Annotated in this window: 26 protein-coding genes and 1 riboswitch; of the genes, 14 read left to right on the forward strand and 12 right to left on the reverse strand. The window is 61.7% G+C overall.

The features are described from left to right. Positions 1–79: 79 nt before the first annotated feature. Positions 80–1,195, forward strand: a complete 1,116-nt coding sequence (locus tag K3762_RS05825) for a class I SAM-dependent RNA methyltransferase (protein WP_132445735.1) — start codon at positions 80–82, stop codon at positions 1,193–1,195. Between the two features lie 186 nt (positions 1,196–1,381). On the opposite strand, the gene K3762_RS05830 is transcribed toward K3762_RS05825, so the two are convergent. Together K3762_RS05830 and fabB are read right to left on the reverse strand one after the other, a co-directional pair. Then, on the reverse strand, positions 1,382–2,173 hold the full coding sequence (locus tag K3762_RS05830; RefSeq protein WP_132445738.1) for an enoyl-ACP reductase: 792 nt from the start codon (positions 2,171–2,173) through the stop codon (positions 1,382–1,384). A 9-nt stretch (positions 2,174–2,182) separates the two neighbouring features. Further along, positions 2,183–3,412: a beta-ketoacyl-ACP synthase I gene (fabB, locus tag K3762_RS05835; RefSeq protein ID WP_132445741.1), complete on the reverse strand. Its 1,230-nt coding sequence runs from the start codon at positions 3,410–3,412 to the stop codon at positions 2,183–2,185. Positions 3,413–3,575: 163 nt separating this feature from the next. Between fabB and K3762_RS05840 the strand changes: the two genes are divergently transcribed. Then, positions 3,576–4,955 carry an NAD-dependent succinate-semialdehyde dehydrogenase gene (locus tag K3762_RS05840; RefSeq protein ID WP_260012266.1) on the forward strand — a complete coding sequence of 460 codons (1,380 nt, stop codon included), beginning with the start codon at positions 3,576–3,578 and terminating at the stop codon, positions 4,953–4,955. 67 nt (positions 4,956–5,022) lie between these two features. Then, positions 5,023–5,625, forward strand: a complete 603-nt coding sequence (locus K3762_RS05845) for an SDR family oxidoreductase (protein ID WP_386280195.1) — start codon at positions 5,023–5,025, stop codon at positions 5,623–5,625. A gap of 66 nt (positions 5,626–5,691) precedes the next feature. Here the strand turns inward: K3762_RS05845 and fabA are convergent, their stop codons facing one another. Next, complete coding sequence (gene fabA, locus K3762_RS05850) at positions 5,692–6,201, reverse strand: bifunctional 3-hydroxydecanoyl-ACP dehydratase/trans-2-decenoyl-ACP isomerase (protein WP_007120814.1); 510 nt, start codon at positions 6,199–6,201, stop codon at positions 5,692–5,694. Positions 6,202–6,364: 163 nt separating this feature from the next. On the opposite strand from fabA, the gene irrA reads away from it, so the two are divergent. Next, positions 6,365–6,784, forward strand: coding sequence for an iron response transcriptional regulator IrrA (gene irrA / locus K3762_RS05855; RefSeq protein ID WP_120350574.1), 420 nt, complete (start codon positions 6,365–6,367; stop codon positions 6,782–6,784). Between the two features lie 31 nt (positions 6,785–6,815). Here the strand turns inward: irrA and K3762_RS05860 are convergent, their stop codons facing one another. From K3762_RS05860 to K3762_RS05875, 4 genes are all read right to left on the reverse strand, one after another. Then, positions 6,816–7,433: a class I SAM-dependent methyltransferase gene (locus K3762_RS05860; RefSeq protein ID WP_120350575.1), complete on the reverse strand. Its 618-nt coding sequence runs from the start codon at positions 7,431–7,433 to the stop codon at positions 6,816–6,818. 1 nt (position 7,434) lies between these two features. Continuing rightward, on the reverse strand, positions 7,435–8,214 hold the full coding sequence (pssA, locus tag K3762_RS05865; protein WP_260012269.1) for a CDP-diacylglycerol--serine O-phosphatidyltransferase: 780 nt from the start codon (positions 8,212–8,214) through the stop codon (positions 7,435–7,437). Positions 8,215–8,223: 9 nt separating this feature from the next. Further along, positions 8,224–8,916 carry a phosphatidylserine decarboxylase gene (locus K3762_RS05870; protein WP_260012270.1) on the reverse strand — a complete coding sequence of 231 codons (693 nt, stop codon included), beginning with the start codon at positions 8,914–8,916 and terminating at the stop codon, positions 8,224–8,226. A 273-nt stretch (positions 8,917–9,189) separates the two neighbouring features. Beyond that, positions 9,190–10,059, reverse strand: coding sequence for a hypothetical protein (locus K3762_RS05875; protein WP_132445750.1), 870 nt, complete (start codon positions 10,057–10,059; stop codon positions 9,190–9,192). Between the two features lie 122 nt (positions 10,060–10,181). Here K3762_RS05875 and miaB point away from each other — a divergent pair, with 122 nt between their 5' ends. Then, positions 10,182–11,486, forward strand: coding sequence for a tRNA (N6-isopentenyl adenosine(37)-C2)-methylthiotransferase MiaB (gene miaB, locus K3762_RS05880; protein WP_120352163.1), 1,305 nt, complete (start codon positions 10,182–10,184; stop codon positions 11,484–11,486). Positions 11,487–11,539: 53 nt separating this feature from the next. On the opposite strand, the gene K3762_RS05885 is transcribed toward miaB, so the two are convergent. After that, complete coding sequence (locus K3762_RS05885) at positions 11,540–11,884, reverse strand: hypothetical protein (protein WP_067627307.1); 345 nt, start codon at positions 11,882–11,884, stop codon at positions 11,540–11,542. A gap of 457 nt (positions 11,885–12,341) precedes the next feature. Here K3762_RS05885 and K3762_RS05890 point away from each other — a divergent pair, with 457 nt between their 5' ends. The 7 genes from K3762_RS05890 (at position 12,342) to metK (ending at position 18,570) form a co-directional block, all read left to right on the forward strand. Next, complete coding sequence (locus K3762_RS05890) at positions 12,342–12,884, forward strand: OmpA family protein (protein WP_386283763.1); 543 nt, start codon at positions 12,342–12,344, stop codon at positions 12,882–12,884. Positions 12,885–12,918: 34 nt separating this feature from the next. Beyond that, a complete protein-coding gene (locus tag K3762_RS05895; protein WP_386283760.1) occupies positions 12,919–13,221 on the forward strand; it encodes a hypothetical protein in 303 nt (100 codons plus the stop codon). 147 nt (positions 13,222–13,368) lie between these two features. Beyond that, entirely contained in the window at positions 13,369–14,358 is a 990-nt protein-coding gene (locus tag K3762_RS05900) for a PhoH family protein (RefSeq protein ID WP_067627305.1), read from the forward strand. Beyond that, positions 14,333–14,878, forward strand: a complete 546-nt coding sequence (gene ybeY / locus K3762_RS05905; protein WP_120350579.1) for an rRNA maturation RNase YbeY — start codon at positions 14,333–14,335, stop codon at positions 14,876–14,878. The genes K3762_RS05900 and ybeY overlap by 26 nt, the downstream gene beginning before the upstream one ends. A 27-nt stretch (positions 14,879–14,905) precedes the next feature. Then, positions 14,906–15,808, forward strand: a complete 903-nt coding sequence (locus tag K3762_RS05910) for a hemolysin family protein (RefSeq protein WP_007120802.1) — start codon at positions 14,906–14,908, stop codon at positions 15,806–15,808. Beyond that, complete coding sequence (lnt, locus tag K3762_RS05915) at positions 15,805–17,304, forward strand: apolipoprotein N-acyltransferase (protein ID WP_260012283.1); 1,500 nt, start codon at positions 15,805–15,807, stop codon at positions 17,302–17,304. Before K3762_RS05910 ends, lnt begins: the two co-directional genes overlap by 4 nt. Before the next feature lie 31 nt (positions 17,305–17,335). Next, positions 17,336–17,384, forward strand: a riboswitch (SAM-SAH riboswitch). A gap of 4 nt (positions 17,385–17,388) precedes the next feature. Then, on the forward strand, positions 17,389–18,570 hold the full coding sequence (metK, locus tag K3762_RS05920) for a methionine adenosyltransferase (RefSeq protein WP_132445761.1): 1,182 nt from the start codon (positions 17,389–17,391) through the stop codon (positions 18,568–18,570). Between the two features lie 47 nt (positions 18,571–18,617). Here metK and K3762_RS05925 read toward each other — a convergent pair whose 3' ends face one another. The 4 genes from K3762_RS05925 to K3762_RS05940 form a co-directional block, all read right to left on the reverse strand. Then, positions 18,618–19,253 (reverse strand): d(CMP) kinase, encoded by a 636-nt coding sequence (locus K3762_RS05925; RefSeq protein ID WP_260012287.1) that lies wholly within the window; start codon positions 19,251–19,253, stop codon positions 18,618–18,620. Then, a complete protein-coding gene (locus K3762_RS05930; RefSeq protein WP_260012290.1) occupies positions 19,250–19,753 on the reverse strand; it encodes a hypothetical protein in 504 nt (167 codons plus the stop codon). Before K3762_RS05930 ends, K3762_RS05925 begins: the two co-directional genes overlap by 4 nt. Beyond that, entirely contained in the window at positions 19,750–21,102 is a 1,353-nt protein-coding gene (aroA, locus tag K3762_RS05935) for a 3-phosphoshikimate 1-carboxyvinyltransferase (RefSeq protein ID WP_132445770.1), read from the reverse strand. Before aroA ends, K3762_RS05930 begins: the two co-directional genes overlap by 4 nt. A gap of 106 nt (positions 21,103–21,208) precedes the next feature. Beyond that, on the reverse strand, positions 21,209–21,910 hold the full coding sequence (locus tag K3762_RS05940) for a tRNA (guanosine(46)-N(7))-methyltransferase TrmB (RefSeq protein WP_132445773.1): 702 nt from the start codon (positions 21,908–21,910) through the stop codon (positions 21,209–21,211). Positions 21,911–22,040: 130 nt separating this feature from the next. Here K3762_RS05940 and K3762_RS05945 point away from each other — a divergent pair, with 130 nt between their 5' ends. Next, on the forward strand, positions 22,041–22,802 hold the full coding sequence (locus tag K3762_RS05945) for a response regulator (RefSeq protein ID WP_132445776.1): 762 nt from the start codon (positions 22,041–22,043) through the stop codon (positions 22,800–22,802). A gap of 180 nt (positions 22,803–22,982) precedes the next feature. Next, positions 22,983–24,926, forward strand: coding sequence for a 30S ribosomal protein S1 (gene rpsA, locus K3762_RS05950; RefSeq protein ID WP_260012292.1), 1,944 nt, complete (start codon positions 22,983–22,985; stop codon positions 24,924–24,926). Positions 24,927–25,072: the final 146 nt, after the last annotated feature.

Below are 25,072 nucleotides of genomic sequence, written 5' to 3' on the forward strand. Positions count from 1 at the left end.
TCTCTCCGGTGGGCCTACAAGGCGCGATGCGCGTCTTTTTCCCCTCGCACCGCGCCGCGCAGGCGCTTATGCAGGGGCCATGGATACCCCAGATACATTCGAGATTTTCCTTGTCTGCCCGCCCGGGCTTGAGGATTTGCTTTGCGCCGAGGTGCAGGAAAAAGGTTTTGCCGAAGCGCAGGCGCAGCCCGGCGGGGTGACTGTGCAGGGCGGCTGGCCCGAGGTTTGGCGCGCGAACCTAGAGCTGCGCGGCGCGGGCCGGGTGCTGGCGCGGATCGGCGGGTTTATGGCCTTCCATCTGGCGCAGTTGGACAAGCGCTGCCGCAAGTTTCCCTTTGGTGACGTGCTGCGTGCCGATGTGCCGGTGAAGGTGCAGGTGACGTGCAAAGCGTCGAAGATTTACCATGCCGGGGCCGCGCAGCAGCGGGTTGAGACGGCGCTGCATGAAAGCCATGGCATCACGGTGGATGCCGAGGCAGCATTGGTGCTCAAGGTGCGCATCCACGACAATGCGGTGCAATTCAGCCTCGATACCTCTGGCGAGGCGCTGCACAAACGCGGGCATAAAGAGGCCGTGGGCAAGGCGCCGATGCGCGAGAATATGGCGGCGCTAATGCTGCGGTCCTGTGGGTACACGCCGGGCGAGCCAGTGGTGGACCCGATGTGCGGCTCGGGGACGTTTCTGATCGAAGCAGCGGAGATTGCGGCGGGGGTGAAACCGGGGCGCAGCCGAAGCTTTGCCTTTGAGGATTTGGCGAGTTTTGATGCTGGAGTTTGGGAAGAGATGCGCAGCGGTGGGGCGGTGGCCGCGCCTGCCGCGCGGTTCTACGGCTCGGATCGGGACGCAGGTGCAATCCGCATGAGCACGGCCAATGCCGAGCGTGCGGGCGTGGGCGCGTGGTGTCATTTCGCCTGCCACGGGGCAGGGGAGGTGCAGCCGCCCGAGGGACCGCCGGGACTGGTGATCGTGAACCCGCCTTACGGAGGGCGGATCGGGAATAAGAAGCTGCTTTATCCTTTGTATGGGACGCTGGGCGAGACGCTGAAGACGCGGTTCCGCGGTTGGCGTGTGGGGCTGGTAACGTCAGAGCCGCCCTTGGCGCGGGCGACTGGGTTGCCATGGAAACCGCAGGGGCCAGCGATTGCGCATGGCGGGATGAAAATCTGGCTCTGGCAGACGGATGTGTTGCGGTAGAGACTAAGGGCCAGCGCCTGCCCGTGGGGTGGCGATTGCAGCGGTGATCCGTGCCACTTTATGGTGCAGCGGTAACGCGCCCTCGCGAAGGCGCGCCCAGTCTTGCCAAATCGCCTCCCCGTGGGGACGGGCAGGCGATGGCCCGGCGCCTGCGGCTTGTTTCCGGGCCTAGGATGTCAAAACCCTTTACAGATGCTCCGCCTGCGGCATCCCCAGCACATGAAAGCCCCCATCGACCCGGACAATCTCGCCCGTGGTGCAGGCCCCCGCATCCGATGCCAGATAAACCGCCGTGCCACCAACAGCCTCCAACGTCGCATTCGACCGCAGCGGCGCGTTTTGATCCGTGTGCTTATAGGTCTTGCGCGCGCCACCGATGGCAGCCCCCGCCAGTGTCTTCATCGGCCCCGGTGAAATCGCGTTTACGCGGATGCCTTCCGGCCCCAGATCATTCGCCAGATAGCGCGTGGCACTTTCCAACGCCGCCTTGGCCACACCCATCACGTTGTAATTCGGCGTCACGCGGTTCGACCCCATGTAGGTCAGCGTCAGCAGCGTGCCGCCGTTCTCAACCATGAGCGGATGCGCGCGGCGTGCAACGTCAATGAAGGAATAGGCCGAGATATCCATCGAGTTCTTGAAGTTCGCCCGACTGGTGTTCAGAAACCGGCCCGTCAGCTCGGATTTATCTGAGAAAGCAATGGCATGCACGACGAAGTCAATCGTCGGCCAGCGCGCGCCCAGCTCATCAAAAGCACGGTCGAGCGAGGCGTCATCGGTCACATCGACATCGACCATGAAGTCCGATCCGACGCTCTGCGCCAGCGGCTCAAGGCGTTTGCCAAAGGCTTCGCCCTGATAGGTAAAGGCCAGTTCGGCCCCGGCCTCGGACATCGCTTTCGCGATGCCCCAAGCGATAGACCGTTCGTTGGCCACGCCCATGATAAGGCCGCGTTTTCCTTCAAGCATTCCTGACATATCGCGCCCTCAGCCCTTATACTTTGACAGGATCATCGACCCATTGGTGCCACCAAACCCGAAGGAGTTGGTCATCACGGAATCGAGGCCCGCGTTGTCGACGCGCTCCAGCGCAATCTCCGAAGGATCGAGCGCGGGGTCGAGGTTTTGCACATTGATCGACCGGGCGATGAAATCGTTGTCGAGCATCAGCAGGCTGAAGATCGCCTCCAGTGCGCCCGCAGCGCCCTGCGCGTGGCCGGTCATCGACTTGGTCGAGCTTACTGGCGGCGTGCTGCCTTGGCCAAAGACCCGGCGGACGGCTTCGATTTCGCCCACGTCGCCGACGGGCGTCGAGGTGCCGTGCGCGTTGATATAGCCGACCTTGCGGCCTTCGGGCAGGGTGTCGAGCGCCAGACGCATCGCGCGCTCGCCGCCTTCACCGCTGGGCGCAACCATGTCGTGGCCGTCGCTGGTGGCGGCATAGCCGGTCACTTCGGCATAGATTTTCGCACCGCGCGCCAGCGCGTGGTCGAGGTCTTCGAGTACCAGCATGCCGCCGCCGCCGGAGATCACGAAACCATCGCGGTCCGCGTCAAAGGCGCGGCTCGCCGTTTCGGGCGCGTCATTGTACTTGGACGACATCGCGCCCATCGCGTCGAAGAGGCACGACAGCGTCCAGTCCAACTCTTCGCCGCCACCGGCAAACATCACGTCTTGCTTGCCCAGCATGATCTGCTCGGCCGCGTTGCCGATGCAATGCAGCGAGGTGGAACAGGCGGAGGTGATGGAATAGTTAATTCCCTTAATCTTGAACGCGGTCGAAAGGTTCGCGCTGACAGTCGAAGACATGCATTTCGGCACGGCAAAAGGCCCGATGCGCTTGGTCGCCCCGGTGTCTTTGACGATGTTATGCGCTGCGAACATGGCGCTGGTCGACGGCCCGCCGGAGCCTGCCACCAGACCGGTGCGCGGGTTGCTGATCTGATCTTCACTCAGCCCGGCATCCTTGATCGCCTGATCCATCGCCACATAGGCATAACCCGCGCCCGGCCCCATGAAGCGCAGGGTGCGCTTGTCGATATGATCGGCCAGATTGATCTTGAGCGTGCCGGCGACGCGGCTGCGGAACCCGTGTTCGGCCATCTCCGGGCTGGCTTCGATCCCGGATGTGCCGTTCTTGAGTGCTTCGAGCACTTCTTCGGCGTTATTTCCGATGGATGAGACAATCCCCAACCCTGTGACGACGACGCGGCGCATGCGCAGCACTCCTTTGTTTTGGCAGCCCCGGTGTATGCCAGCACGCCCATACGGCGCAAGCGGTTTGCCGGTCCTGCGGGCGCGAAGTTCGCGGTCAAGGTTCTGTGATGGAACGCGCGCTGGACGGGCTGTGTTTGCCCAGCGAGACATAAAGGAGAACAGAATGCCCGAGATCAAGACGGTAAACCCCGCCACCGAAGAGGTACTGAACACCTACAACGTCATGTCCGAAGCCGAGGCGCTCCGCGCGGTCGAAGCCACGCATGAGGCCTTTAAGGATTGGCGCAAGCTCTCCCATACTGAGCGCGCGCCCTATTTGAAAAAGATTGCCGAAAAGCTGCGCGAGAACAAAGAGGAACTGGCTGAGTTGATGACCCGCGAGGTGGGTAAGCTCTATCAAGACAGCCTTGACGAAGTTGACCTCTGCGCCGCGATCTTCGACTGGACCGCCGATGCGGGCCCGGAAAAGCTCAAGGACGAGACCCGCGAGTTGATGGATGGAAAGAAAAACGGCGTGGTGACCTATCAGCCGATAGGCGTGATCTATTCGGTCCAGCCTTGGAACTTCCCCTTTTACCAGCCGGTCCGCGTTTTGGCGGCAAACCTGATGGCAGGCAATGGTAACGTCCTGAAACATGCCCAGATTTGTACCGGCAGCGCGCTGCGTCTTAAGGAAATTTGCGAAGAGGCGGGCCTGCCGAAAGACCTGTTTAACGTCGTCATCATCGACCATGACACCAGCGACAAGCTGATCGCCCATGATCTGGTGCGCGGCGTGACCATGACAGGCTCTGACAAGGCGGGCAGCCACATTGGGTCGCTGGCGGCAAAGTATCTCAAGAAATCGGTGCTGGAGCTGGGCTCGAACGATGCCTTCATCGTGTTGGATGACGCGGATATCGACACGGCGGTGAAATTCTCTGCTGCTGGCCGGATTTACAACAATGGCCAGACCTGCATTTCGGCGAAACGCTTTATCGTGACCGACAAAAACTACGATGCCTTCGTGAAAGCTTTTGTCGAGCAGATGAAATCGATCGAGATGGGCGACCCGATGGACAAAAGCACCGGCCTTGGCCCGTTGTCGAGCCAAGAGCAGTTCGAAACAGTGCGCGATCAGGTTAAGGAAAGCGTCGAAAAGGGCTGCGAACTGCTCTGCGGTGGCGAAGTGCCCGATCGTACCGGTGCCTACTATCCCTCGACCGTGTTGGGCAATGTAAAGCCCGGCTCGCCCGCCTATGACGATGAAATCTTCGGCCCTGTCGCCTCGGTGATCCGCGCGAAGGACGATGAAGATGCGATGCGCATTGCCAATGACAGCCGCTATGGTCTTGGCGGCGGTATCTTCTCGAAAGATGAAGACCGCGCACTTGAGTTGGCTCGGGCCGAGTTTGACACCGGGATGATCCGGATCAACGGTTTTGGGTTGGCGGATCCGAATATGCCCTTCGGCGGGGTCAAGAACTCCGGTTATGGACGTGAACATGGCGGTTTTGGCATGAGCGAATTCGTCAACGCCAAGGCGATTTTTCTGCCGTCCTAAATGGCAAAGGGCGGGCGGTGCTGCATGCCGCTCGCCGATTTGAACGATAGATTGCAAGAGGTTCTAGATGACTATGAAAGTACTTGTCGCCGGTGCGACCGGCAAAACCGGGCGTTTGCTCGTCAGTGAATTGAAAGACCGAGGAGCCGAGCCCATCGCGCTGGTGCGCGACGGTTCAGACACATCGGTTTTGCCGGAGGGCACCGAGCAGCGGAAGGGTGATTTGACCAATCTGCAGGCGGGTGTCTGTGACGGCGTCGATGCGGTGGTTTTTGCTGCCGGGTCTGGCGGTAGCACAGGGCCAGAGATGACCGAGAAGGTCGACCGCGAGGGCGCGCAACATCTGGTCGATCTGGCGCGCGAGGCCGATGTTGAGCGTTTCGTCATGCTGAGCTCTGTCGGTGCCGACAATCCGCCGGAGGACAATGAGATGACCCATTACCTGAAGGCGAAGCAGGCAGCAGACGCGCACCTGCAAGCCTCTGGGCTGACCCATTCGATCCTGCGGCCTGTGGCGCTGACCGATGACCCCAAGACCAATGCGATCAATCTCGGCGAAGGTGTCGATCAGAAAGGCAAGGCACATCGCGCTGATGTCGCCGCCGTTTTGGCCGAGGCTGCAGTGACCGGGCGCCACGATGGCAAGGTGCAAGAGATGCAGACGCTCTGAACGGCTTATGCAAACTAAAAGGGGGCCACGCAGGCCCCCTTTTTCATATCGGAATGTCGCCTCGGCTCAGCTTTCGCTCAGCGCGACCTTCATGTCTTTCACCTGATAGATCACCTCGCCATCGGCTTCGACGATGCCATCGGCCACGCCCATGGTCAGGCGGCGGGTCTGGATCGCCTTGGTGAAATCAATCTTATAGGTCAGCATCTTGCGCTCAGGGCGCACCATGCCGGTCAGCTTTACTTCGCCCACGCCAAGCGCATAGCCGCGCCCCTGCCAGCCGCGCCAGCCGAGGTTGAAACCGGTCAATTGCCACAGACCGTCAAGGCCCAGACAGCCGGGCATGATCGGGTTGCCGGGGAAGTGGCATTCGAAGAACCACAGGTCCGGGGTGATGTCGAACTCGGCGGTGATATGGCCTTTGCCATGGGCGCCGCCATCGGCCGAGACATCGGTGATCCGGTCCATCATGAGCATCGGCGGGGCGGGAAGCTGTGCGTTCCCGGGGCCGAAAAGCTCGCCGCGGGCGCATTTCAGCAGATCTTCCTTGTCGAAACTCGTGGGGTAGTCGGCCATCCTGCGGCTCTCCTGCTGCTCTGTTATAACATCGGCCCCGTTTAACATCGCGTTCCGGCATGCTGCAAGGCCCGCGCGCGGGGGGCTGCGACGATTGGCTTGAGGTTTTCAATTGAAAACCGGGGATTTCCTCCTTTATATGACCCTGAAAGGCAGGGAACTGATGTCCGAACAGGAACAAGAGGTCGGAACGCGCTGGCTGGCTCAGGCCGGGCTGCGCCCTACGCGCCAACGTGTCACGCTGGCGAGCCTTCTGGTGGGCGATGGCCAAGATCGCCACGTCACCGCTGAAAGCCTGTTTGAGGCCGCAAAGGGGCAGGGCGAGGCCGTGTCGCTGGCCACGGTCTACAACACGCTGCGCGCTTTTTGTGATGCGGGGCTGTTGCAGGAAGTGACCGTGGATGGCTCGAAAAGCTATTTCGACACCAACACCCACGACCACCCGCATTTCTTTTGGGAAGACGACAGCAAGCTGACCGACGCGCCTTCTGAGCAATTGGTGATCGCGCAGCTTCCCGATGCGCCCGATGGGGCCGAGATTGCCTCGGTCGATGTGGTGATCCGCCTGCGCCGGAAATCCTGAACGGGCGGGGCGCGCCCCGCCGCGTGAGCGATCAGCCGCGTTTGCGCAGCACCAGAAACGTCATCATGCCCATTGGCGGCAAGGCGCGTTCGTCTTCGACCTGCAGCGCGTCTTGTTGCAACACGGTCTCCATCTCGAAATCTGAATGCCAGCCAAGCGTATTGGCGAAAGGGGCTGAGACCTTTTCAAGAAAGCCCAGCACGCCGGTGGTCCGCATGAAGTGGTTGGCGATGACCACCTGACCGCCGGGTTTGAGCACGCGGGCGATCTCTTCCATGACGCGCTCAGGTTCGGGCACGACCGACAGCACATGCATGGCGGCGATGGTGTCGAAGCTGGCGTCGGGGAAATCAAGGTCGCGCGCATCCATCTGGCGCAGGTCGGCTACATGCGTCAGCCCTTCGCGCGCGACGCGCTCGCGGGCTTTGGCAAGCATCTCATCGCTGAAATCCATACCTGTGACTGAAAGATGTGACGCGTAATGCGGCAGCGACAATCCGGTGCCGACGCCGACTTCGAGCACTGTGCCGCCGCCCTTGTTGATATGGGTAACCACATGGCGACGGCCACCGCTGGTCAGCGCGCCAAAGGTCTTGTCGTAGATCGGCGCCCAGCGGGCATAAGAAGTCTCGACCGCCTTGATATCCATCTTAAATCCTTTTGGTTTTATTCGTTTTCTTCGCCCGCAATAGGCCCCAGATCACCATGCCGATATAGGCCACACAGAGCACGACAAGCGTGGTCCAAGCATAGGTCGCCAGTGCGGCGGCAAAAATTGCCACACCCACCAGCAGGTACTTTACATGGCGGCGCGAGACTTTGGTGGTCTTGAACGACCACGTGGGGATGCGGCTGATCATCAAAAATCCGATCAGCACCATATGCAGGCAGATCAACCAATCCGGCACGATGGGCCGGTTGTGAAAGGCAAAGGAGGCGGTCATCGGCAGCAGCACCAGCAACGCACCGGCAGGCGAGGGGATGCCGGTAAAGAACGAGCCGCTTTCACCCACCGCGTCGCCGTTCTTGGCCTTTTCGGCTTCGGCTTTGTCGTTCACGTTGAACCGCGCCAGCCGCACCACGCAGCAGACCGCATAGATCAGCACCGCAATCCAGGCCGCGCCGCCCATGTCTTGCAAGGCCCAAAAGTAGAGGATCAGCGGCGGCACCACGCCAAAGTTCAGGAAATCGGCCAGCGAATCCAGTTCCGCGCCCATCGGGCTGGACGACCGCAAGAGCCGCGCCAGACGCCCGTCCAACCCATCCAGCACGCAGGCCAGCAGGATCAGTTGCACCGCCAGCACATAGTTGCCATTCACGCCAAAGCGGATCGCCGAAAGGCCCGCGCAGATCGCGGTGATGGTCAGGGCGTTTGGCAGCAATTGGATCAGCGCAAGGTCTGCGCCGGACTTTTCAGAAGAGGGGCGCATGCAGCAATCCTAGACGGGGGTGGACTGGGCCACCGGCGGTTTCAACTCGGCCAGCACGGTTTCCCCGGCGACCATGGTTTGCCCGATGCGCACCATCGGGTCGACCCCTTCGGGCAGGTAAACATCTAGCCGCGAACCAAAGCGGATCAAGCCAAAGCGTTCGCCGGTTTCCAGCCCGTCGCCGGATTTGACGAAACAAACGATGCGCCGCGCCACAAGACCCGCGATCTGCACCACGGCCAGATCGCGCCCGTCGTCCATACGGATACACAGGCTGTTACGCTCATTGTCGGCGCTGGCCTTGTCGAGCGAGGCGTTGAAGAATTTGCCCGGGCGGTAGGCCACGGCCTGCACCTTGCCCGCAACGGGGGCGCGGTTGATGTGGCAGTTGAACACGCTCATGAAGACGCTGACGCGGGTCAGCGGCACATCCGGCATGCCCAGTTCGGCGGGCGGCACGGCAGGTTCAATGAGCGAGACGATGCCGTCGGCGGGGCTGACGATCAGATCGGGCCTATCCGGCGTGACGCGCTCTGGGTCGCGGAAAAAGTAGTAGCACCAGATGGTGAGGCCGACGCCGATCCAGCCCAGCACCTCTTCGATGGCGAAGAGCACCAGTGTGACGGCGGCGAAGATCGCCACGAATTTGATGCCCTCGCGGTGCATCGGCTTGATGAATGTGTCGAGCATGTTGACGGACATCGGACCCTCCCGTTCAGGCTGTCTTCCGTCATAGGTGCATGGCGGGTGAGTGCAAGGAGGTTTTGACCTTGGGGACGGCATCGGCGGGTCGGTGCAAGGGGGAATGCTGAGGGCATCGCCCTCCCTGGTGGGCGATCGATGGTCACGTGGCGCGGGGCGGGTGTTCTTGGACCTAGCGTGTCCGGTTGGTGAAGCGTTGCGAAATCGCCCCCCGGGGGGAGGGACGGCGATGCCCGGTGTGCCATCGGGCGGTGTGGTGGCGAAGGAAGCTTTTCAAAACCACTGCCCCGGCTCCATCAGACCCAAATCCATCAACTGCCGGGAGTGCCACTCGAACGGCTCGGAATTATGCCACTGGAATGTCGGGATATCATAGCGGCTGCCGGGATTGCTTTTCAGCGCCTTGGCCGTGCGGAAAGAGCAGACCGCCGCGGTGACATTATGGTGCCACGCGCAGGCGTAGGTATTGTATTCCTCGTCGTTGAACGTGTGATCGCCGCGCAGCAGCAGCCCCGGTTTGGCGCGAAACAGCGGGATGCGGTCGATCTTGCGGCTCTGCGGTGGCACATGTTCCTCAAACCGCCAACGCAGCCCGCCAAAGAAATCAAGCTGCCGTTCCTTGGGATGCCCCTGCCGCGATGGATCCTTGCGCGCCAGCGCGTAATAGCCCGACCGGTCCAGGTGCGCCTGATCGAGTGAGACGGCATCGGGATGCATTTGGAGGTCCAGCGCATAGAGGTCGACCACATAGGCCAGCATGGCATCGCGCCGCTCTTCTCCGTGAAAGGCCAGCAATTCCTTGACGTTGCGCGTCTCGCTGAAGGGGTGGAACAGATATTCGGCGTTGTAGCAATAATAAAGCCATTGCCCCGGCACCGCGGCGATCATGCGGTTCACGGCCCCTTCCAGCGCGGCTTCGGCGGTGGTGTCATAGTCCACCCGCAGCACGCTTTGCTGCAAGTCGCGGGGCAGGTCAAAAGCGGGGGGCATCAGCGCCACCACACTGTCAAAGCCCGCTTGCTGGTGGTGGCGCAGGGTGGTGTCGACCTCGACCTCATCCTCGACCAAGATCATGGCGATGGGGCCTGCCTCCAGCGCCGGGCGGGCCTCTTTGATAAGATGATCTAGATCGCGATACCGCATAGGCCCCCGCTGGTATTTCCGTGCCGCAAGGTCGGTCAATTCCGGGTCCATTGCAAGACGCGGCCACCGCTGTTAGACGACGCCATCTGCCCGAAATCCGTCAAAACCCTTGGATGCCCGCCATGACACAACCGAAAAAGCTGTTCATCAAGACCTATGGTTGCCAGATGAACGTCTATGACAGCGAACGCATGGCCGAAAGCCTTGGCGGTCAGGGCTATGTCACGACCGACCGGGCCGATGATGCGGATATGATCCTGCTCAACACCTGCCACATCCGCGAAAAGGCCGCAGAGAAGGTCTATTCCGAACTGGGCCGCCTGAAGCCGTTGAAAGACGCGCGCCCCGATCTGAAGATCGGCGTGGCGGGCTGCGTGGCACAGGCCGAGGGCGAAGAGATCATGCGCCGCCAGCCGGCTGTCGATCTGGTGGTCGGCCCGCAAAGCTACCACCGTTTGCCAGAGATGGAGGCGAAGGTGCAGAGCGGGCAGAGCGCGCTCGACACCGATTTCCCGGCAGAAGACAAATTCGACCACCTCAAGGGCCGCCCTAAGATGAAACGCGCGCCTGCGGCCTTCCTCACCGTGCAAGAGGGCTGCGACAAGTTCTGCGCCTTCTGCGTGGTGCCCTATACGCGGGGGGCCGAAGTCTCTCGCCCCGCCGAGAAGGTGCTGGAAGAAGCCCGCGATCTGGTCGAGCGCGGCGTGCGCGAAGTCACTCTGCTGGGCCAGAACGTAAACGCTTACCACGGCGGCATGACGCTGGCCGGTCTGATCCGCGCGCTGGCCAAGGTCGACGGGTTGGAGCGTATCCGCTACACCACCAGCCACCCCAACGACATGGGCGACGATCTGATTGCGGCCCATGGTGAGGTGCCCGAGTTGATGCCTTACCTGCACCTGCCGGTGCAGTCGGGCAGTGATCACATCTTGAAACGGATGAACCGCAGCCACACCGCCGAGAGCTATCTGAAGCTGCTCGAACGCATCCGCGAGGCGCGGCCTGATATTGTGCTGTCAGGCGATTTCATCGTCGGCTTCCCCGAGGAAAGCGATGCCGACTTTGAGGCCACGATGGAGCTCGTCCGGCAGGTGCGCTACGGCTATGCCTATTCGTTCAAATATTCCACCCGCCCCGGCACCCCGGCGGCCGAACGCCCGCTGGTCGATGCAGCCGTGGCCGACGATCGCTTGCAGCGCCTGCAAGGGTTAATCACCCAGCACCAACAAGAGATCCAGCAGTCGATGGTGGGCCGCGAGGTGTCGGTTCTGGTTGAGAAGAAGGGCCGTTTGCCCGGTCAGATGCTTGGCAAGTCAGAGTATCTGCACGCGGTTCATATCGAGAACTGCACGGCGCAGATCGGTGACATTCAGCGCGTAAGGGTGACCGAAGCCAAGACAAACTCTTTGGCGGCTGTCTTGGTCTAACGGGCCGCCACTAGGGCCGTTGCGGGTGCGCGTTGCCGCGCACCCTAAGCTTGTCAGTAGTTGTGCTTGCGATGCGAAGCGGCATCCGCAAAGATCCGTTTCATCGTCGCTTTCAGCCCCTCAGGGTTGCCCACCAGCGTGTGATCCCGGCAGACACGCTCGGCCACGGCATGGGCGGTGGAGAAGTCATAGCCGACGGCCACGAGGCTATCCACGAAGACCGAGTTTGGCCGGTCCCAGATCACATCATTCCACGGGCCGCGGTAGCAGCTGACGTGGATCACATTGCCCGTTGGATGCGCCTTGCCCTGGTTGTGGTAGGCGTATTTCACACCCCCGGCAAAAGCAGGCATGGCAAGCAGGCCGGTGACGGCGGTGGCGAGTAGCATTTTCATCATGAGTTGGTCCCCCAGTTATCATTGCAGCAATCAAGATCGGCAAAGCCGCGCGAAGTCCCACCCTCGCGATCCGATGGATAGAGGTTTAGGTCTAAAGGTGCGTGTTTCAAGAAGATTCGAAGGCACTGTCAGGGGGTTGAGAACAATCTCAAGGCCTTGCCGGGGATTGTCGCCAAGGCATAGGCAATAGGGTAATTTCAGTCTTTCCGGTGAACAGAAAACGGCCGCCGCAGTCATCGGTTTCACCGTTATTGCGCGAAGGATTCGTTGTAATCGGTCAAGGCTCGGCCACAAAATGTTGATTTCACAGCTTCACAGCAGGGCAGTTTTTACCTAACCTAACCCTATACTAACAAGGCGCGGGTCCGGGGAGGGGTCGCATTTGCCAAAAATAAGAATCAATATTTAGAATAGGACAAAAGCTGTGGGACCCACTATTTCCAAAGCACTGCGCGCCATGGCCAGCCTGACGATGGCGGCGGCGCTGACTGTGGCCAGCACGTCGGCCGATGCGCAGACACCCTCGCAACAGGGCCGTGACAAGGGCGTCTACACGCCGACCATCTGGGTCGATCCCGATGGCTGTGAACATTGGGTCATGGATGACGGGGCCGAGGGTTATATGACCCCGCATACGACCCGTCAGGGCATCCCGGTATGCCGCCGTGGCGATGTCTGCGGTGTGATGGAAGCGGACCAGTTCTTTGCCACCGACAAATACAACATCTCGGCCCAGGGTCGCGCGCGTCTGGCGAATTTCTTCCAGTCGACCGGCGCGGTGTCCTACATCATCACCGGCCATACCGACAGCCGTGCCTCGGATGCCTATAACATGCGTCTGTCCTACAACCGCGCAAACTCGGTGGCGCGTGTCGCCAACCAAGTCGGGGCCAAGATCGCTGATGTGCGTGGCTATGGTGAACGGATGCCTGCCGTGCCGAACAATTCCGCTGCGAACATGGCCAAAAACCGCCGTGTCGAAATTATCTGCATTCGCTGAAGGGACCATAAAAGTGATTAAGACGAAACTTCTCATGGTCACCGCCTGTGCCGTCGGCCTGTCGGCCTGTACCGATTACGAAGGCGGTCTGGGACGGGGGTATCCTTCGGACAAGACCGTTGACCGCGGCATCGACACAAAGCACCTCAGCACCCTTCAAGCGGGCATCTGGGTCGATCCAAACGGCTGCGACCACTGGATCATCGATGACGGGGTCGAGGGCTATCTCTCGGCGCGGCTTGATAAATTCGGCAAGCCGGTCTGCTCGGGCGTGGCGCCGCCGACACATACCGCGGGCCACTTCAAAGGTGGCTCCAAGATCAAAGACCCGAACTGACCTTGGCGGGCCATATCAAACACACCGGGCCGGAGCGCGTTGCGCTTCGGCCCTTTTTGTCGCTACGGGTTGGTAAATCCTGCCCGCCTGACTATCTCACCATTTAGTGCTTCACAAAGGATACGCGCATTGCCTTCAACTGATCTGATGACACCGGAAACCGCGGCCGAACGGGTGGTGGAGTTTCCCGATAACCGCCTTTTGATCGACCTCTGCGGCGCCTATGACGCGCATCTGGCTGCCATCGAGAAATCGCTCGAGGTGCAGATCATCCGGCGCGGCAATCACCTGCAGATCTTGGGGGAGGGCGAGGCCGTCGAGAAAGCAGAAAGCCTGCTCAACGCGCTTTATGTGCGGCTGGAAAGCGGGCGCTCGGTTGAGCCTGCAGATGTGGACGGCATGTTGCGCATGGGCAATTCCAGCGCGGGCACTGGCGTGCGTCAGGGCGATCAGTTGGAAATGCCGATGGGCGACGCGATTGAGATCCAGACCCGCAAGAAACGGGTCGAGCCGCGCACCGATGCGCAAAAAGCCTATGTGCAGTCGCTGTTCGACAATGAACTGGCCTTTGGCATCGGCCCTGCGGGCACCGGCAAAACCTATCTGGCGGTGGCGGTGGGCGTGTCGATGTTCATCGGCGGCCATGTGGACCGGATCATCCTGTCCCGTCCTGCGGTCGAAGCGGGCGAGAAGCTGGGCTATCTGCCGGGTGACATGAAGGACAAGGTCGATCCTTACATGCAGCCGCTCTATGACGCGCTGAACGACTTCCTGCCGGGCAAGCAACTGGCGAAACTGCTAGAGGAAAAGCGCATCGAGATCGCTCCGCTGGCCTTTATGCGGGGGCGGACGCTGTCGAATGCTTTTGTCGTGTTGGATGAGGCGCAGAACGCCACGTCGATGCAAATGAAGATGTTCCTGACACGTCTGGGGCAAAACTCCCGCATGGTAATTACTGGCGACCGCACACAGATCGACCTGCCGCGCGGGGTGCAGTCGGGGCTTCAGGATGCCGAACGTTTGCTGAAAACGATCCCAAGTATTAGCTTCAACTACTTCACCTCGAAGGACGTGGTGCGCCACCCGCTAGTGGCGGCGATTATTGAGGCTTATGAGGCGGATAGCGGTGCCGCTTGATGTGATACTAGAGGATTTCGACATCGTGATTGAGGACGACCGCTGGAACGCGGTCGACCTTGAACCGCTCGCCCATGCCGCAGCACGCGCCACTCTGGGGCATCTCGGCCTCGACGCCGAGGCGACAGAGATGACCCTACTGGCCTGCGATGATGCGCGCATTGCTGTGCTGAACGAAGATTTTCGTGGCAAGGCGCGTGCCACAAATGTGCTCAGCTGGCCTGCGGAGGAACGCGGCGCGGCCATACCGGGCGGCGATCCGCTGCCCGTCGCCCCCGGCATTGACGGAATGCTTGAACTGGGCGACATCGCCATGGCTTATGAGACATGTGCCGCCGAGGCCAATGCGGCGGCCAAGCCTTTGAATGCGCATGTGACCCATCTCATCGTACATGGGCTGTTGCATCTTCTGGGCTATGACCACGAAAATGACCCCGACGCCATGTTGATGGAGGGGTTAGAGCGCGAAATACTTGGCAAAATGGGTTATGATGACCCATATAAGGAAAATGGGCCTTAAGGGGCTTTGCAACACAGACGGGACCCAATGGGCGATACAGACGGATCATCTGAGGCGGCGCAGAGCGCGCTTGCGGATGAAGATAGACATGAGCTGCCGGACGATAGCGCAATGCGCACCGGTAATTTCTTTTCTCGGGTGTTCGAGGCGCTAAGCCCATCGGACAGCGAAGATGACACCCCAGAGGCATCGGCAGAGGCCGAGCGGCCCACGGGTCACGGCATGATCAATCTGCGCCGGATGCGGGTCGATGATGTGGCGGTGCCCAAGGCGGATATCACCGCCGTGCCGGTCAGCGCCACGCTGGATGAGCTGGTGGCGGTGTTTAAGGAAAGCGGCATGACCCGCCTGCCAGTTTACGACGGCACGCTGGACACGCCCGTCGGCATGGTCCACCTGAAAGACCTTGCGCTGAACCACGGTTTTAACGGCAAAAACACCAAATTTGATCTGCGCGCCATGCTGCGCCCCTTGGTCTATGTGCCGCCGTCGATGACCATCGGCGTGCTGCTGACCAAGATGCAGGCGGAGCGGCGCCATATGGCCTTGGTGATTGATGAATATGGCGGCGTTGACGGGCTTGTCACCATCGAAGACCTGATCGAACAGGTCATAGGCGAAATCGAAGACGAACATGATGTCGACGAGGGCACCTATTGGACGGTCGAAAAACCCGGCACCTATCTGGCACTGGCCAAGACACCATTGGGTGATTTCGAGGCTGAGATCGGCCATTCCCTGACCGACCATGAGACCGTCGACGAGGAGGAGATCGACACCCTTGGTGGTTTGGTCTTTATGCTGTCGGGCCGGGTTCCGGCGCGCGGCGAAGTGGTTTTGCACCCCGATGGCCCTGAGTTCGAAGTGATCGACGCCGATCCACGCCGCATCAAAAGGTTGCGGGTCCGCACCCAAGGGGCCGGGGGATGAGGCAACGGCTGGCGATGCGGGGCCGGATGTTGCTGGCTCCGATCGCCGGCGCCGTCGCAGCCTTCGGGCAAGCACCCTATGAACTGCCGCTTATGCTCTTTGCCGGGCTGGTGGCGGCGTTTTGGCTGTACCGTGCGCGATCTGGCGGCCCGTTTCGCGCGGCGCTGTTGGGTTGGGGCTTTGGCTTTGGCTATTTCCTGCACGCGCTGCAATGGATCGTGTCGCCCTTCTTGGTCGATGTGGCCCGCCACGGCTGGATGGCGCCCTTTGCGCTGATCCTGCTGGCGGCGGGCATGGCGCTGTTTTGGGGGCTGGCCTTTGGTCTGGCCCGCTGGGTTGCGCCACGGCGCGGGCTGGCCTTGGCGCTGGCTTGGGCGGCGGTGGAACTGCTGCGCGCCTATATTTTCACCGGTTTCCCATGGGCCATGCCCGCGCAGGCGCTGGTCGGCGTGATGGCCGGGCAGGGGTTGGCTTGGGTTGGACCCTATGCGCTGAACCTCTGGCTCTTTGCCATCGCCGCGATCTTGCTGCTGCGCGGCCCTTTGGCGCTGCGATTGGGGCAGGGGACACTGGCGCTGTCGACCGTTCTGCTCTTGCTGCTGCCACCGCAAGCGCCGCCAGCGGTTCTGACTGATCATGTGGTGCGGTTGGTGCAGCCCAATGCGACCCAGCGAGAGAAGTGGAACGCCGACAATTTCGAATTCTTCTTCACACGGCAACTCGACTATACCGCCGCCGCGCCGCAAGACGGGGGCCAAGCGCCTGATCTGGTAATCTGGCCCGAAACCGCGATCCCATGGGCGCTGGATATGGCGGGCAGTGCGCTGGCCGAGATTGGAGCCGCCTCTGACGTGCCGGTGGCTCTGGGCGTGCAGCGCCGGTCGAACATGCGCTATTACAATTCGCTGGTGGTGCTGGATGCCGATGGAGCGGTCGGACAGGTCTATGACAAACACCATCTCGTGCCCTTTGGCGAATATATGCCGCTGGGCGATCTGATGGCGCGTTTCGGGATACACGGGCTCGCCGCGCAGGAGGGCAACGGCTTTTCCAGCGGGCCGGGTGCGCAGCTTTTGGATATCGGACCGCTCGGCGCGGCATTGCCGCTGATCTGCTATGAGGCCGTCTTTGCCCATGACGTGAACGCCGCACCGGCGCGGCCCGCGTTTTTGATGCAGGTCACCAATGATGCATGGTTCGGCAAGGCCGCAGGGCCGCGCCAACACCTTGCCCAAGCGCGGATGCGGGCGATTGAGCAGGGGCTGCCGATGGCCCGTGCGGCCAACACTGGGATCTCGGCGATGATCGACCCGCAGGGGCGTGTGACCGCATCGCTGGCGCTGAACACCGAAGGGTTCATCGACGCGCCACTGCCCGCGCCCTTGCCGCCCACACTCTATAGCCGGAGCGGAGATTTGCCGCTTTCGTTGCTCTTGGCGCTGTGCCTTGCAGGGCTTGCTGTGGCCCGCCGCCGCAGCCCCGGGAATGCCGATTGACCATCCACCAGCGGTTGTCTAAGCCATTGGCAGAGCACCACAACGGCTTCCTGACGTGGTGCGTAATTTTTATTGGAGCACTACATGTCCCGTCAGAACTACACTTTCACTTCGGAATCCGTTTCCGAGGGGCACCCGGATAAGGTCTGCGACCGGATTTCCGATGCGATCCTCGACGCTTTCATCAGCGAGGAACCCGAAGCGCGGGTCGCCGCCGAGACCTTTGCCACCACCAACCGCGTCGTGATTGGCGGTGAGGTCGGTCTGGCCAACAAGGCCAAGCTTGACGAATATCTGGCCGGTGTCGAAGACATCGCCCGCGCCTGCATCAAAGACATCGGCTATGAGCAGGATGAGTTCCACCACGCGACATGTGAGATCACCAACCTGCTGCACCCCCAATCCGCCCATATCGCCCAAGGCGTTGATGCGTCGGGTGAAAAGGAAGAGGGCGCAGGCGATCAAGGCATCATGTTCGGTTTCGCCACCGACGAGACGCCCGAGCTGATGCCCGCTCCGATCCACTACGCCCATGCGGTGCTGCGGCGTCTGGCCGAAGTGCGCAAGGACGGCACCGAGCCCACCCTGCGGCCCGACGCCAAAAGCCAGCTTTCGGTGCGCTATGAAAACGGCAAACCAGTGGGGGTCAGCTCCATCGTGCTCTCGACCCAGCATGAGAGCGAACGCCAGACCAGCGCCGATATCCGCGATATCGTTGAGCCTTACATCCGCGAAGTGCTGCCCGAGGGCTGGATCGACGATGACACCGTCTGGCACGTGAACCCCACGGGCGTTTTCGTCATCGGCGGGCCGGATGGCGACGCGGGCCTCACGGGTCGTAAGATCATCGTCGACACCTATGGCGGAGCCGCGCCCCATGGCGGCGGTGCGTTCTCAGGCAAGGACCCGACCAAGGTTGACCGCTCCGCCGCCTATGTGGCGCGCTATTTGGCCAAAAACGTCGTGGCAGCGGGGATGGCCAAGAAATGCACCATTCAGCTTAGCTATGCGATTGGCGTGAGCGAGCCGCTGTCGATCTATTGCGACACCCATGGCACTGGCGACGTGCATGACGCGGCGATTGAAAAGGCGATCCGTCAGATCATCGACCTGACCCCGCGCGGCATTCGCGAGCATCTGCAGTTGAACAAGCCGATCTACCAGCGCACGGCGGCCTATGGCCACTTTGGCCGCGCGCCTGATGCGGATGGCGGTTTCAGCTGGGAGCGCCGCGATCTGGTCGAGCAGCTTAAGGCGGCCGTATAACGATATCGGGGTGGGCGGTCGCGCCCACCCCCTAGGCTTCGCGGCGTTTAGCCCCGCTCGGCCTGTTTGGCCTCAATGAGAGCGACCGCAGCGGCGACCGCATCTTCAATCGCCATCTCAGTCGTGTCGATCTGCTTGGCATCGTCGGCCGGTTTCAGCGGCGCTTGGTCGCGGCTCATGTCGCGAAGGTCGCGCTGTTTGACGTCTTCCAACACGGTTTCATAGGTGATCGCGATGCCTTTGCCCGCAAGCTCTGCAAAGCGGCGCTGCGCGCGCACTTCGGGGCTGGCGGTGATGAAGAGTTTCACCGGTGCGTCGGGGCAGATTACTGTGCCGATGTCGCGCCCGTCCAGTACGGCACCGCCCGCGCGGGTGGCAAAGCTGCGTTGGAACCGCACGAGGGCAGCCCGTACCGCGGGGATCACCGCCACTTTGCTGGCCTCCTGCGCGACATCCGGGTTGCGCAGGCTGGGGTCTTCGAGATCGACAGGGGCGAGGGTTTGCGCGGCCTCTTCGGCGTCCATCCCGGTAAGGGTTTTCGCGGCCACCGCGCGGTACAAAAGCCCGGTGTCGAGATGCGCAAAGCCGAAATGCGCCGCGACAGCCTTGGCGACCGTGCCTTTGCCCGCCGCTGCGGGGCCGTCGATGGCGACGGTCATGCCGCCGCTGGTGTTCTTCGTCATTGCAGGTTCCTTTCGTTGCGCGCCCGTAGACCAAGCAGCAGGGCTGCTCCGAAACAGGCCGCCAGTATCATCCATTTCGCCTGCGTAAACAGGCTGGCGGTCGCGACCGCTTGTGCCGTCAGCCGTTCTGGCCCCAGTTCAATGAGCCGCGCGATCAGCATGTTCTCGGTGTAATCCGCCCCGAGGTAGAGCGCGACGGCCAGCGTCAGGGCCAGCCGAAGCCCGCCCGCCGACCAACGCCGAAACCACAGTAACAGCGCCAGCGCCAAAAGCGCGGGGAAGGCGGTGTCAGCCAGCCGGAACTGGCCGAGGTAAAGTGCGGTCTGCCTCGGACTGAGGGCGGCGAGATAGGCGCGTGCCTCGGCCAGATCATAGCCCCAAAGTCGCCCATCCAAGACCCCCATGCCCCCCGCGCGCAGGTAGGTTTCGGCAAAGCCCGCAAGGGCTGCAAAGGCCAATGCGGCGCAGAGGCTGAGCCAGATGAGCCGGTCGCCTATCACGCAGGCAGCCGTTCGACCTGTGCCCCCAAGGACGCCATCAGCGGCTCGAAAATCGGGAAGGACGTGGCGATGGGGCCGCCGTCATCCACCTGCACCGGGTTTTGCGCGACCATGCCGAGGATCAGGAACGACATGGCGATGCGGTGGTCGAGATGGCTTTGGCAGGTCGCGCCTCCGGGAATATTGCCGTGGCCCAGCCCTTTGACGATCCACCAATCCGGCCCGTCTTCGACCTCAACCCCATTCGCGCGCAGCCCGCTGGCCATGGCCTCAATCCGGTCGCTTTCTTTGACGCGCAGTTCCTTGACGCCGCGCATCACCGTTTCGCCGGTTGCACAGGCCGCCACGACCGAGAGCACGGGGTATTCGTCGATCATGCTCGCCGCCCGCGCGGGGGGGACTTCGATGCCATGGAGATTGGGGGAGAATTTCGCGCGCAGGTCAGCGACAGGCTCGCCGCCCTCGGTCCGTTCGTTTTCATAGGTCAGATCCGCGCCCATCTCGCGCAGGGTGGTGAACAGGCCCGCTCGCGTGGGGTTCAGCCCAATGCCCGGCACCAGCACATCCGATCCGGGTACGATCAGTGCGGCGCAAACGGGGAAGGCGGCGGAGGAGGGGTCGCGCGGCACGTCGATATGTTGCGGCTTCAACTCGGGCTGGCCAGTCAGGGTGATGATGCGGCCCTCGTCCGTGTCCTCAACCGTGATCTCGGCGCCGAAGCCTGCCAGCATCCGCTCGGTATGGTCGCGCGTGGCTTCCGCCTCAATCACGACGGTTTTGCCGGGGGCATTCAACCCGGCCAGCAGCACGGCGGATTTGACCTGCGCCGAAGGGACCGGGACAGTATAGCGCACCGGCATAGGTTCAGCCGCGCCCACCAATGTCATGGGCAAGCGGCCCCCGGCGCGGCCCACGGATTGCGTGCCGAACAGGGCCAGCGGATCGGTCACCCGGGCCATCGGGCGGCTGTTGAGGCTGGCATCGCCGGTGAATGTCACGCTGATCGCAGAGGTCGCCATCGCCCCCATCAAAAGCCGCACGCCGGTGCCGGAGTTGCCGCAGTCGATTACATTGTCAGGTTCGGCAAAGCCGCCAACGCCAACGCCATGGACGGAGTAGGAGCCGCCGCCGTGGTCAACCACCTCGGCCCCGAAAGCGCGCATGGCTTTGGCGGTGTCGAGCACGTCTTGCCCCTCCAAAAGCCCGGTGATCGTGGTCTCGCCCACGGCCATGGCACCAAGGATCAGGCTGCGGTGCGAGATCGACTTGTCGCCGGGCACCTCGGCGGTGCCGCTAAGCGGCCCGCAGGCGCGCGATGACATGGGAATGGGGCTGCCGTGACTGGACATGAGGTACCTCTAATCTGCTTGAGGCCCCTATTATCGCAGGCGGGCGGCAGCGTCCATCGCCGCGCGTGCAATGGATTGTAATCAGGGTGGTATCAGGCGCTCGGGCTTAGCGTTTGCGGAAGGTCAGGTAATGCGGGGTGCGCCCTTCGCGCAGCGCTTTTTGCTCGTAGCGGGTCGAGATCCAATCATCCCAAGGCGCACGCCAGTCCTCCGGCCCTTCGGCCAGCCAGTCAAACCCGTGCTGCGGCACCTGTTCAAGGGTCTGGCGCACGTAGTCTTCGATATCCGTCGCCACGCGGAAAATCGCACCGGGTTTCAACACGCGGGCCAGAGGCTGCAGATGCTCGGGCGTGACGAAGCGGCGGCGGTGGTGGCGGGTTTTTGGCCAAGGGTCGGGATAGAGCAAAAACGCCCGGTCGATGGAGGCTTCGGGCAGCACGTCGAACATATCGCGCACGTCACCGGGATGAATGGCAAGGTTATCGACGCCCGCCCGCCGGATTTTGCCCAGCAGCATCGCAACACCGTTGATGTAAGGCTCGCAGCCGATGATGCCGACGTCCGGGTTTTGCCCCGCCTGATGCACCAGATGCTCTCCGCCACCAAAGCCGATTTCCAGCCAGACCTTGCGCCCGTCAAAGAGCGTGTCGAGGTCCAGCGGTGTGCGGTCGGGATTGCTCTCCCAATCGACGGCCCCCGGCGACAATGCGTCGAGATCCTCGTCGATATAGGTCTTTTGCGACTTCTTCAGGGATTTGCCTTTGAGGCGGCCATAGAAGTTGCGGCGGGGGCGTTCTGTTTCACTCATGGCGGCTCATGTAGCCGCCCCGCCGCGTCACCGCAACATTCCTCTGCAGGGGCGGTGGCGAATAGGTGGGGGTTAATCATTTGTTAGGCTCCCTGCGCCTAGATGTCGGGGCAATGCAGGGGGACAGCTGATGAGCGTGGCAAGGCATGAGGCCGGCGCGGGCGATACGGCAGGCGGTACGACTACGCCGGGCACTGTGGCGCGTATCCTGATCGTGGATGATCAGCGGTTTGATCGCATGCGGATCAAACGGCTTTGCGGTGGGCTCGACTTTCCCATCCGAATGTCCGAGGCGGAGAGTATCGCCGCCCTAGCCCAGCAGTTGGATGAGGGGGAGTTTGACCTGATCTTACTGGATTACAACCTGCCCGATGGGGACGGGTTGCGCGGGCTGCAGATGATCCGGGCCCATCCGCAGAACGGTGCCGCGGCAACCGTGATGGTCACCGGGACGGATCAAACCGAGGTGGCGATTGAGGCGCTGCGCGGCGGGTGTAGCGATTACATCGCCAAGGATGAGCTTTCGCAAAGCACTTTGCGGCGCTCGGCTTTCAACGCCCTGCAAAAGACAGCACTGCAACTGGGCATCACCACGCAGGAGCAGAAGCGCTCTGAGGTTCAGAGTGTTCTGCGGCGCTTTGCCGGGGAATGTGCGCAGGAGATAAAGCCGATGGTCGGCGACGTGATGCGCGACCTGCGCGCGCTCGACCGGTCGAACCCGGCGCTGGTGGAGGAAGAGCTGGCAAAGGTCGATTATACCTTCCTACGCCTGTGGGAGTTTGTAGAGGATCTGGCCAGCTTTCAAGGCAGCGAGCTTGCCGAAGGCGATCTTGCCGATCCGCCAAAACCGACACCGGGTCTGGGTGCCGGATGGGGCGGGGCAGTCGGGTGACGGGGCTGTCCACGGTGAGGCTGTTCGCGCAGGCGTCGTAGGGCGCGCTTGGTGGCGCGTTGGCGTCGCGGGCCCCGCCTGCCTTTTCAACTCGCGTGGATCGTGTCGAGCATCCCTGATTTTTGCCAGAGCCCACAGCGCCTCCACCCGGCAGACCCCCGCATATCACCCGCCAAACGTATGCATAGCCCTTGCAGGAGCGGCAAAATTGGCCTATACGCGCCCTGTCTAAGGGGCGGTTACAGCTTCGGGCGCGATATAACGGGCAGGGTCGGTACCAACCGGCCCTCTTTTGTTTGCGTTCGGCTGCGGGTTTACCGCTGTGCCTTTGCTTCGGAGCTTCTCCGGCGTGATCTGCACGGTGCCACCACAACGACCAATTGCAACTCCAGACCGGCGGAGACAACCGCGCGGCCAGAAACATTTGATAAGGATACGAAAAGCTACATGACTAAAGCAATGGACGAATTCGAAGCGCTTCTGAACGAAAGCTTCGAAATGGACACGCCCCAAGAGGGCACAGTCGTCAAAGGCAAGGTGATCGCTGTCGAAGCGGGGCAAGCCATCATCGACGTCGGCTACAAAATGGAAGGCCGCGTTGAGCTCAAAGAATTTGCTGATCCCGGCGAATCCCCCAAAATCGAAGTTGGCGACGAAGTCGAAGTTTTCCTTCGCCAAGTCGAAAACGCGCGTGGCGAAGCTGTCATCAGCCGCGAAATGGCCCGCCGTGAGGAAGCCTGGGATCGTCTGGAAAAAGCCTATGCTGCAGAAGAGCGTGTCGAAGGCGCGATCTTTGGCCGTGTCAAAGGTGGCTTCACCGTCGACCTCGGCGGCGCAGTTGCGTTCCTGCCCGGTTCGCAGGTCGATGTCCGCCCCGTGCGCGACGCGGGCCCGCTCATGGGTCTCAAGCAGCCGTTCCAAATCCTCAAGATGGACCGCCGTCGTGGCAACATCGTTGTATCGCGCCGTGCGATCCTCGAAGAGTCCCGCGCCGAACAGCGTGCCGAAGTCATTGGCAACCTGACCGAAGGTCAGACCGTCGATGGTGTGGTCAAGAACATCACCGAATACGGCGCGTTTGTTGACCTTGGCGGCGTTGATGGTCTGCTGCACGTCACCGACATGGCATGGCGCCGCGTGAACCACCCCTCTGAGATCCTGTCGATCGGCGAGACCATCAAGGTCCAGGTCATCAAGATCAACAAAGAGACGCACCGCATCAGCCTTGGCATGAAGCAGCTGCAAGAAGACCCGTGGGATCTGGTTGGCGCGAAATACCCGCTGTCCTCCGTGCACAGCGGTCGTGTGACCAACATCACCGATTACGGCGCATTTGTTGAGCTGGAGCCGGGCGTTGAAGGTCTGGTTCACGTGTCCGAGATGTCTTGGACCAAGAAGAACGTGCACCCCGGCAAGATCGTGTCCACTTCGCAAGAAGTCGAAGTCATGGTTCTGGAAATCGACAGCGCCAAGCGTCGTGTTTCCCTTGGTCTCAAGCAGACCATGCGCAACCCATGGGAAGTGTTCGCTGAAACACACCCCGAGGGCACCGAAGTCGAAGGCGAAGTCAAGAACATCACCGAATTCGGTCTGTTCGTTGGCCTGCCCGGCGACATCGACGGCATGGTTCACCTCTCCGACCTCAGCTGGGACCAGCGCGGCGAAGAAGCGATCCAAGACTACCGTAAAGGTGACGTGGTTCAGGCCGTCGTCTCCGAAGTCGACGTTGAGAAAGAGCGCATCTCGCTCTCAATCAAGAACGTTGGCGGTGACAAGTTCGCCGAAGCCGTTGGCGGCGTGAAGCGCGGCTCGATCGTGACCGTTACCGTGACTTCCATCGAAGAAGGTGGCATCGAAGTCGAATACGAAGGCATGAAGAGCTTCATCCGTCGTTCCGACCTCAGCCGTGACCGTGCCGAACAGCGCCCTGAGCGTTTCTCGGTCGGTGACAAGGTTGACGTGCGTATCACCAACGTTGATGCCAAGGCACACCGTCTGGGCGTCTCCATCAAGGCGCGCGAGATCGCAGAAGAGAAAGAGGCGGTACAGCAGTACGGTTCCTCCGACTCCGGCGCGAGCTTGGGCGACATCCTTGGTGCGGCGCTGAAAGGCGACGACGAGTAAACACATTCCACGTTGAATGTGTGTAGTTAGCGAAGGCCCCGCATGGCAACATGCGGGGCCTTTTTGCCTTCGCGCCCCGCAGTCGAATCGCAAAGCGGGATTAGGGATGTGCGCCCAATCCCTGTGCATCAGAGCCTTTGCGGGCA

This window comes from Sulfitobacter sp. W074, assembly GCF_025142275.1.
Taxonomy (GTDB): domain Bacteria; phylum Pseudomonadota; class Alphaproteobacteria; order Rhodobacterales; family Rhodobacteraceae; genus Sulfitobacter; species Sulfitobacter profundi.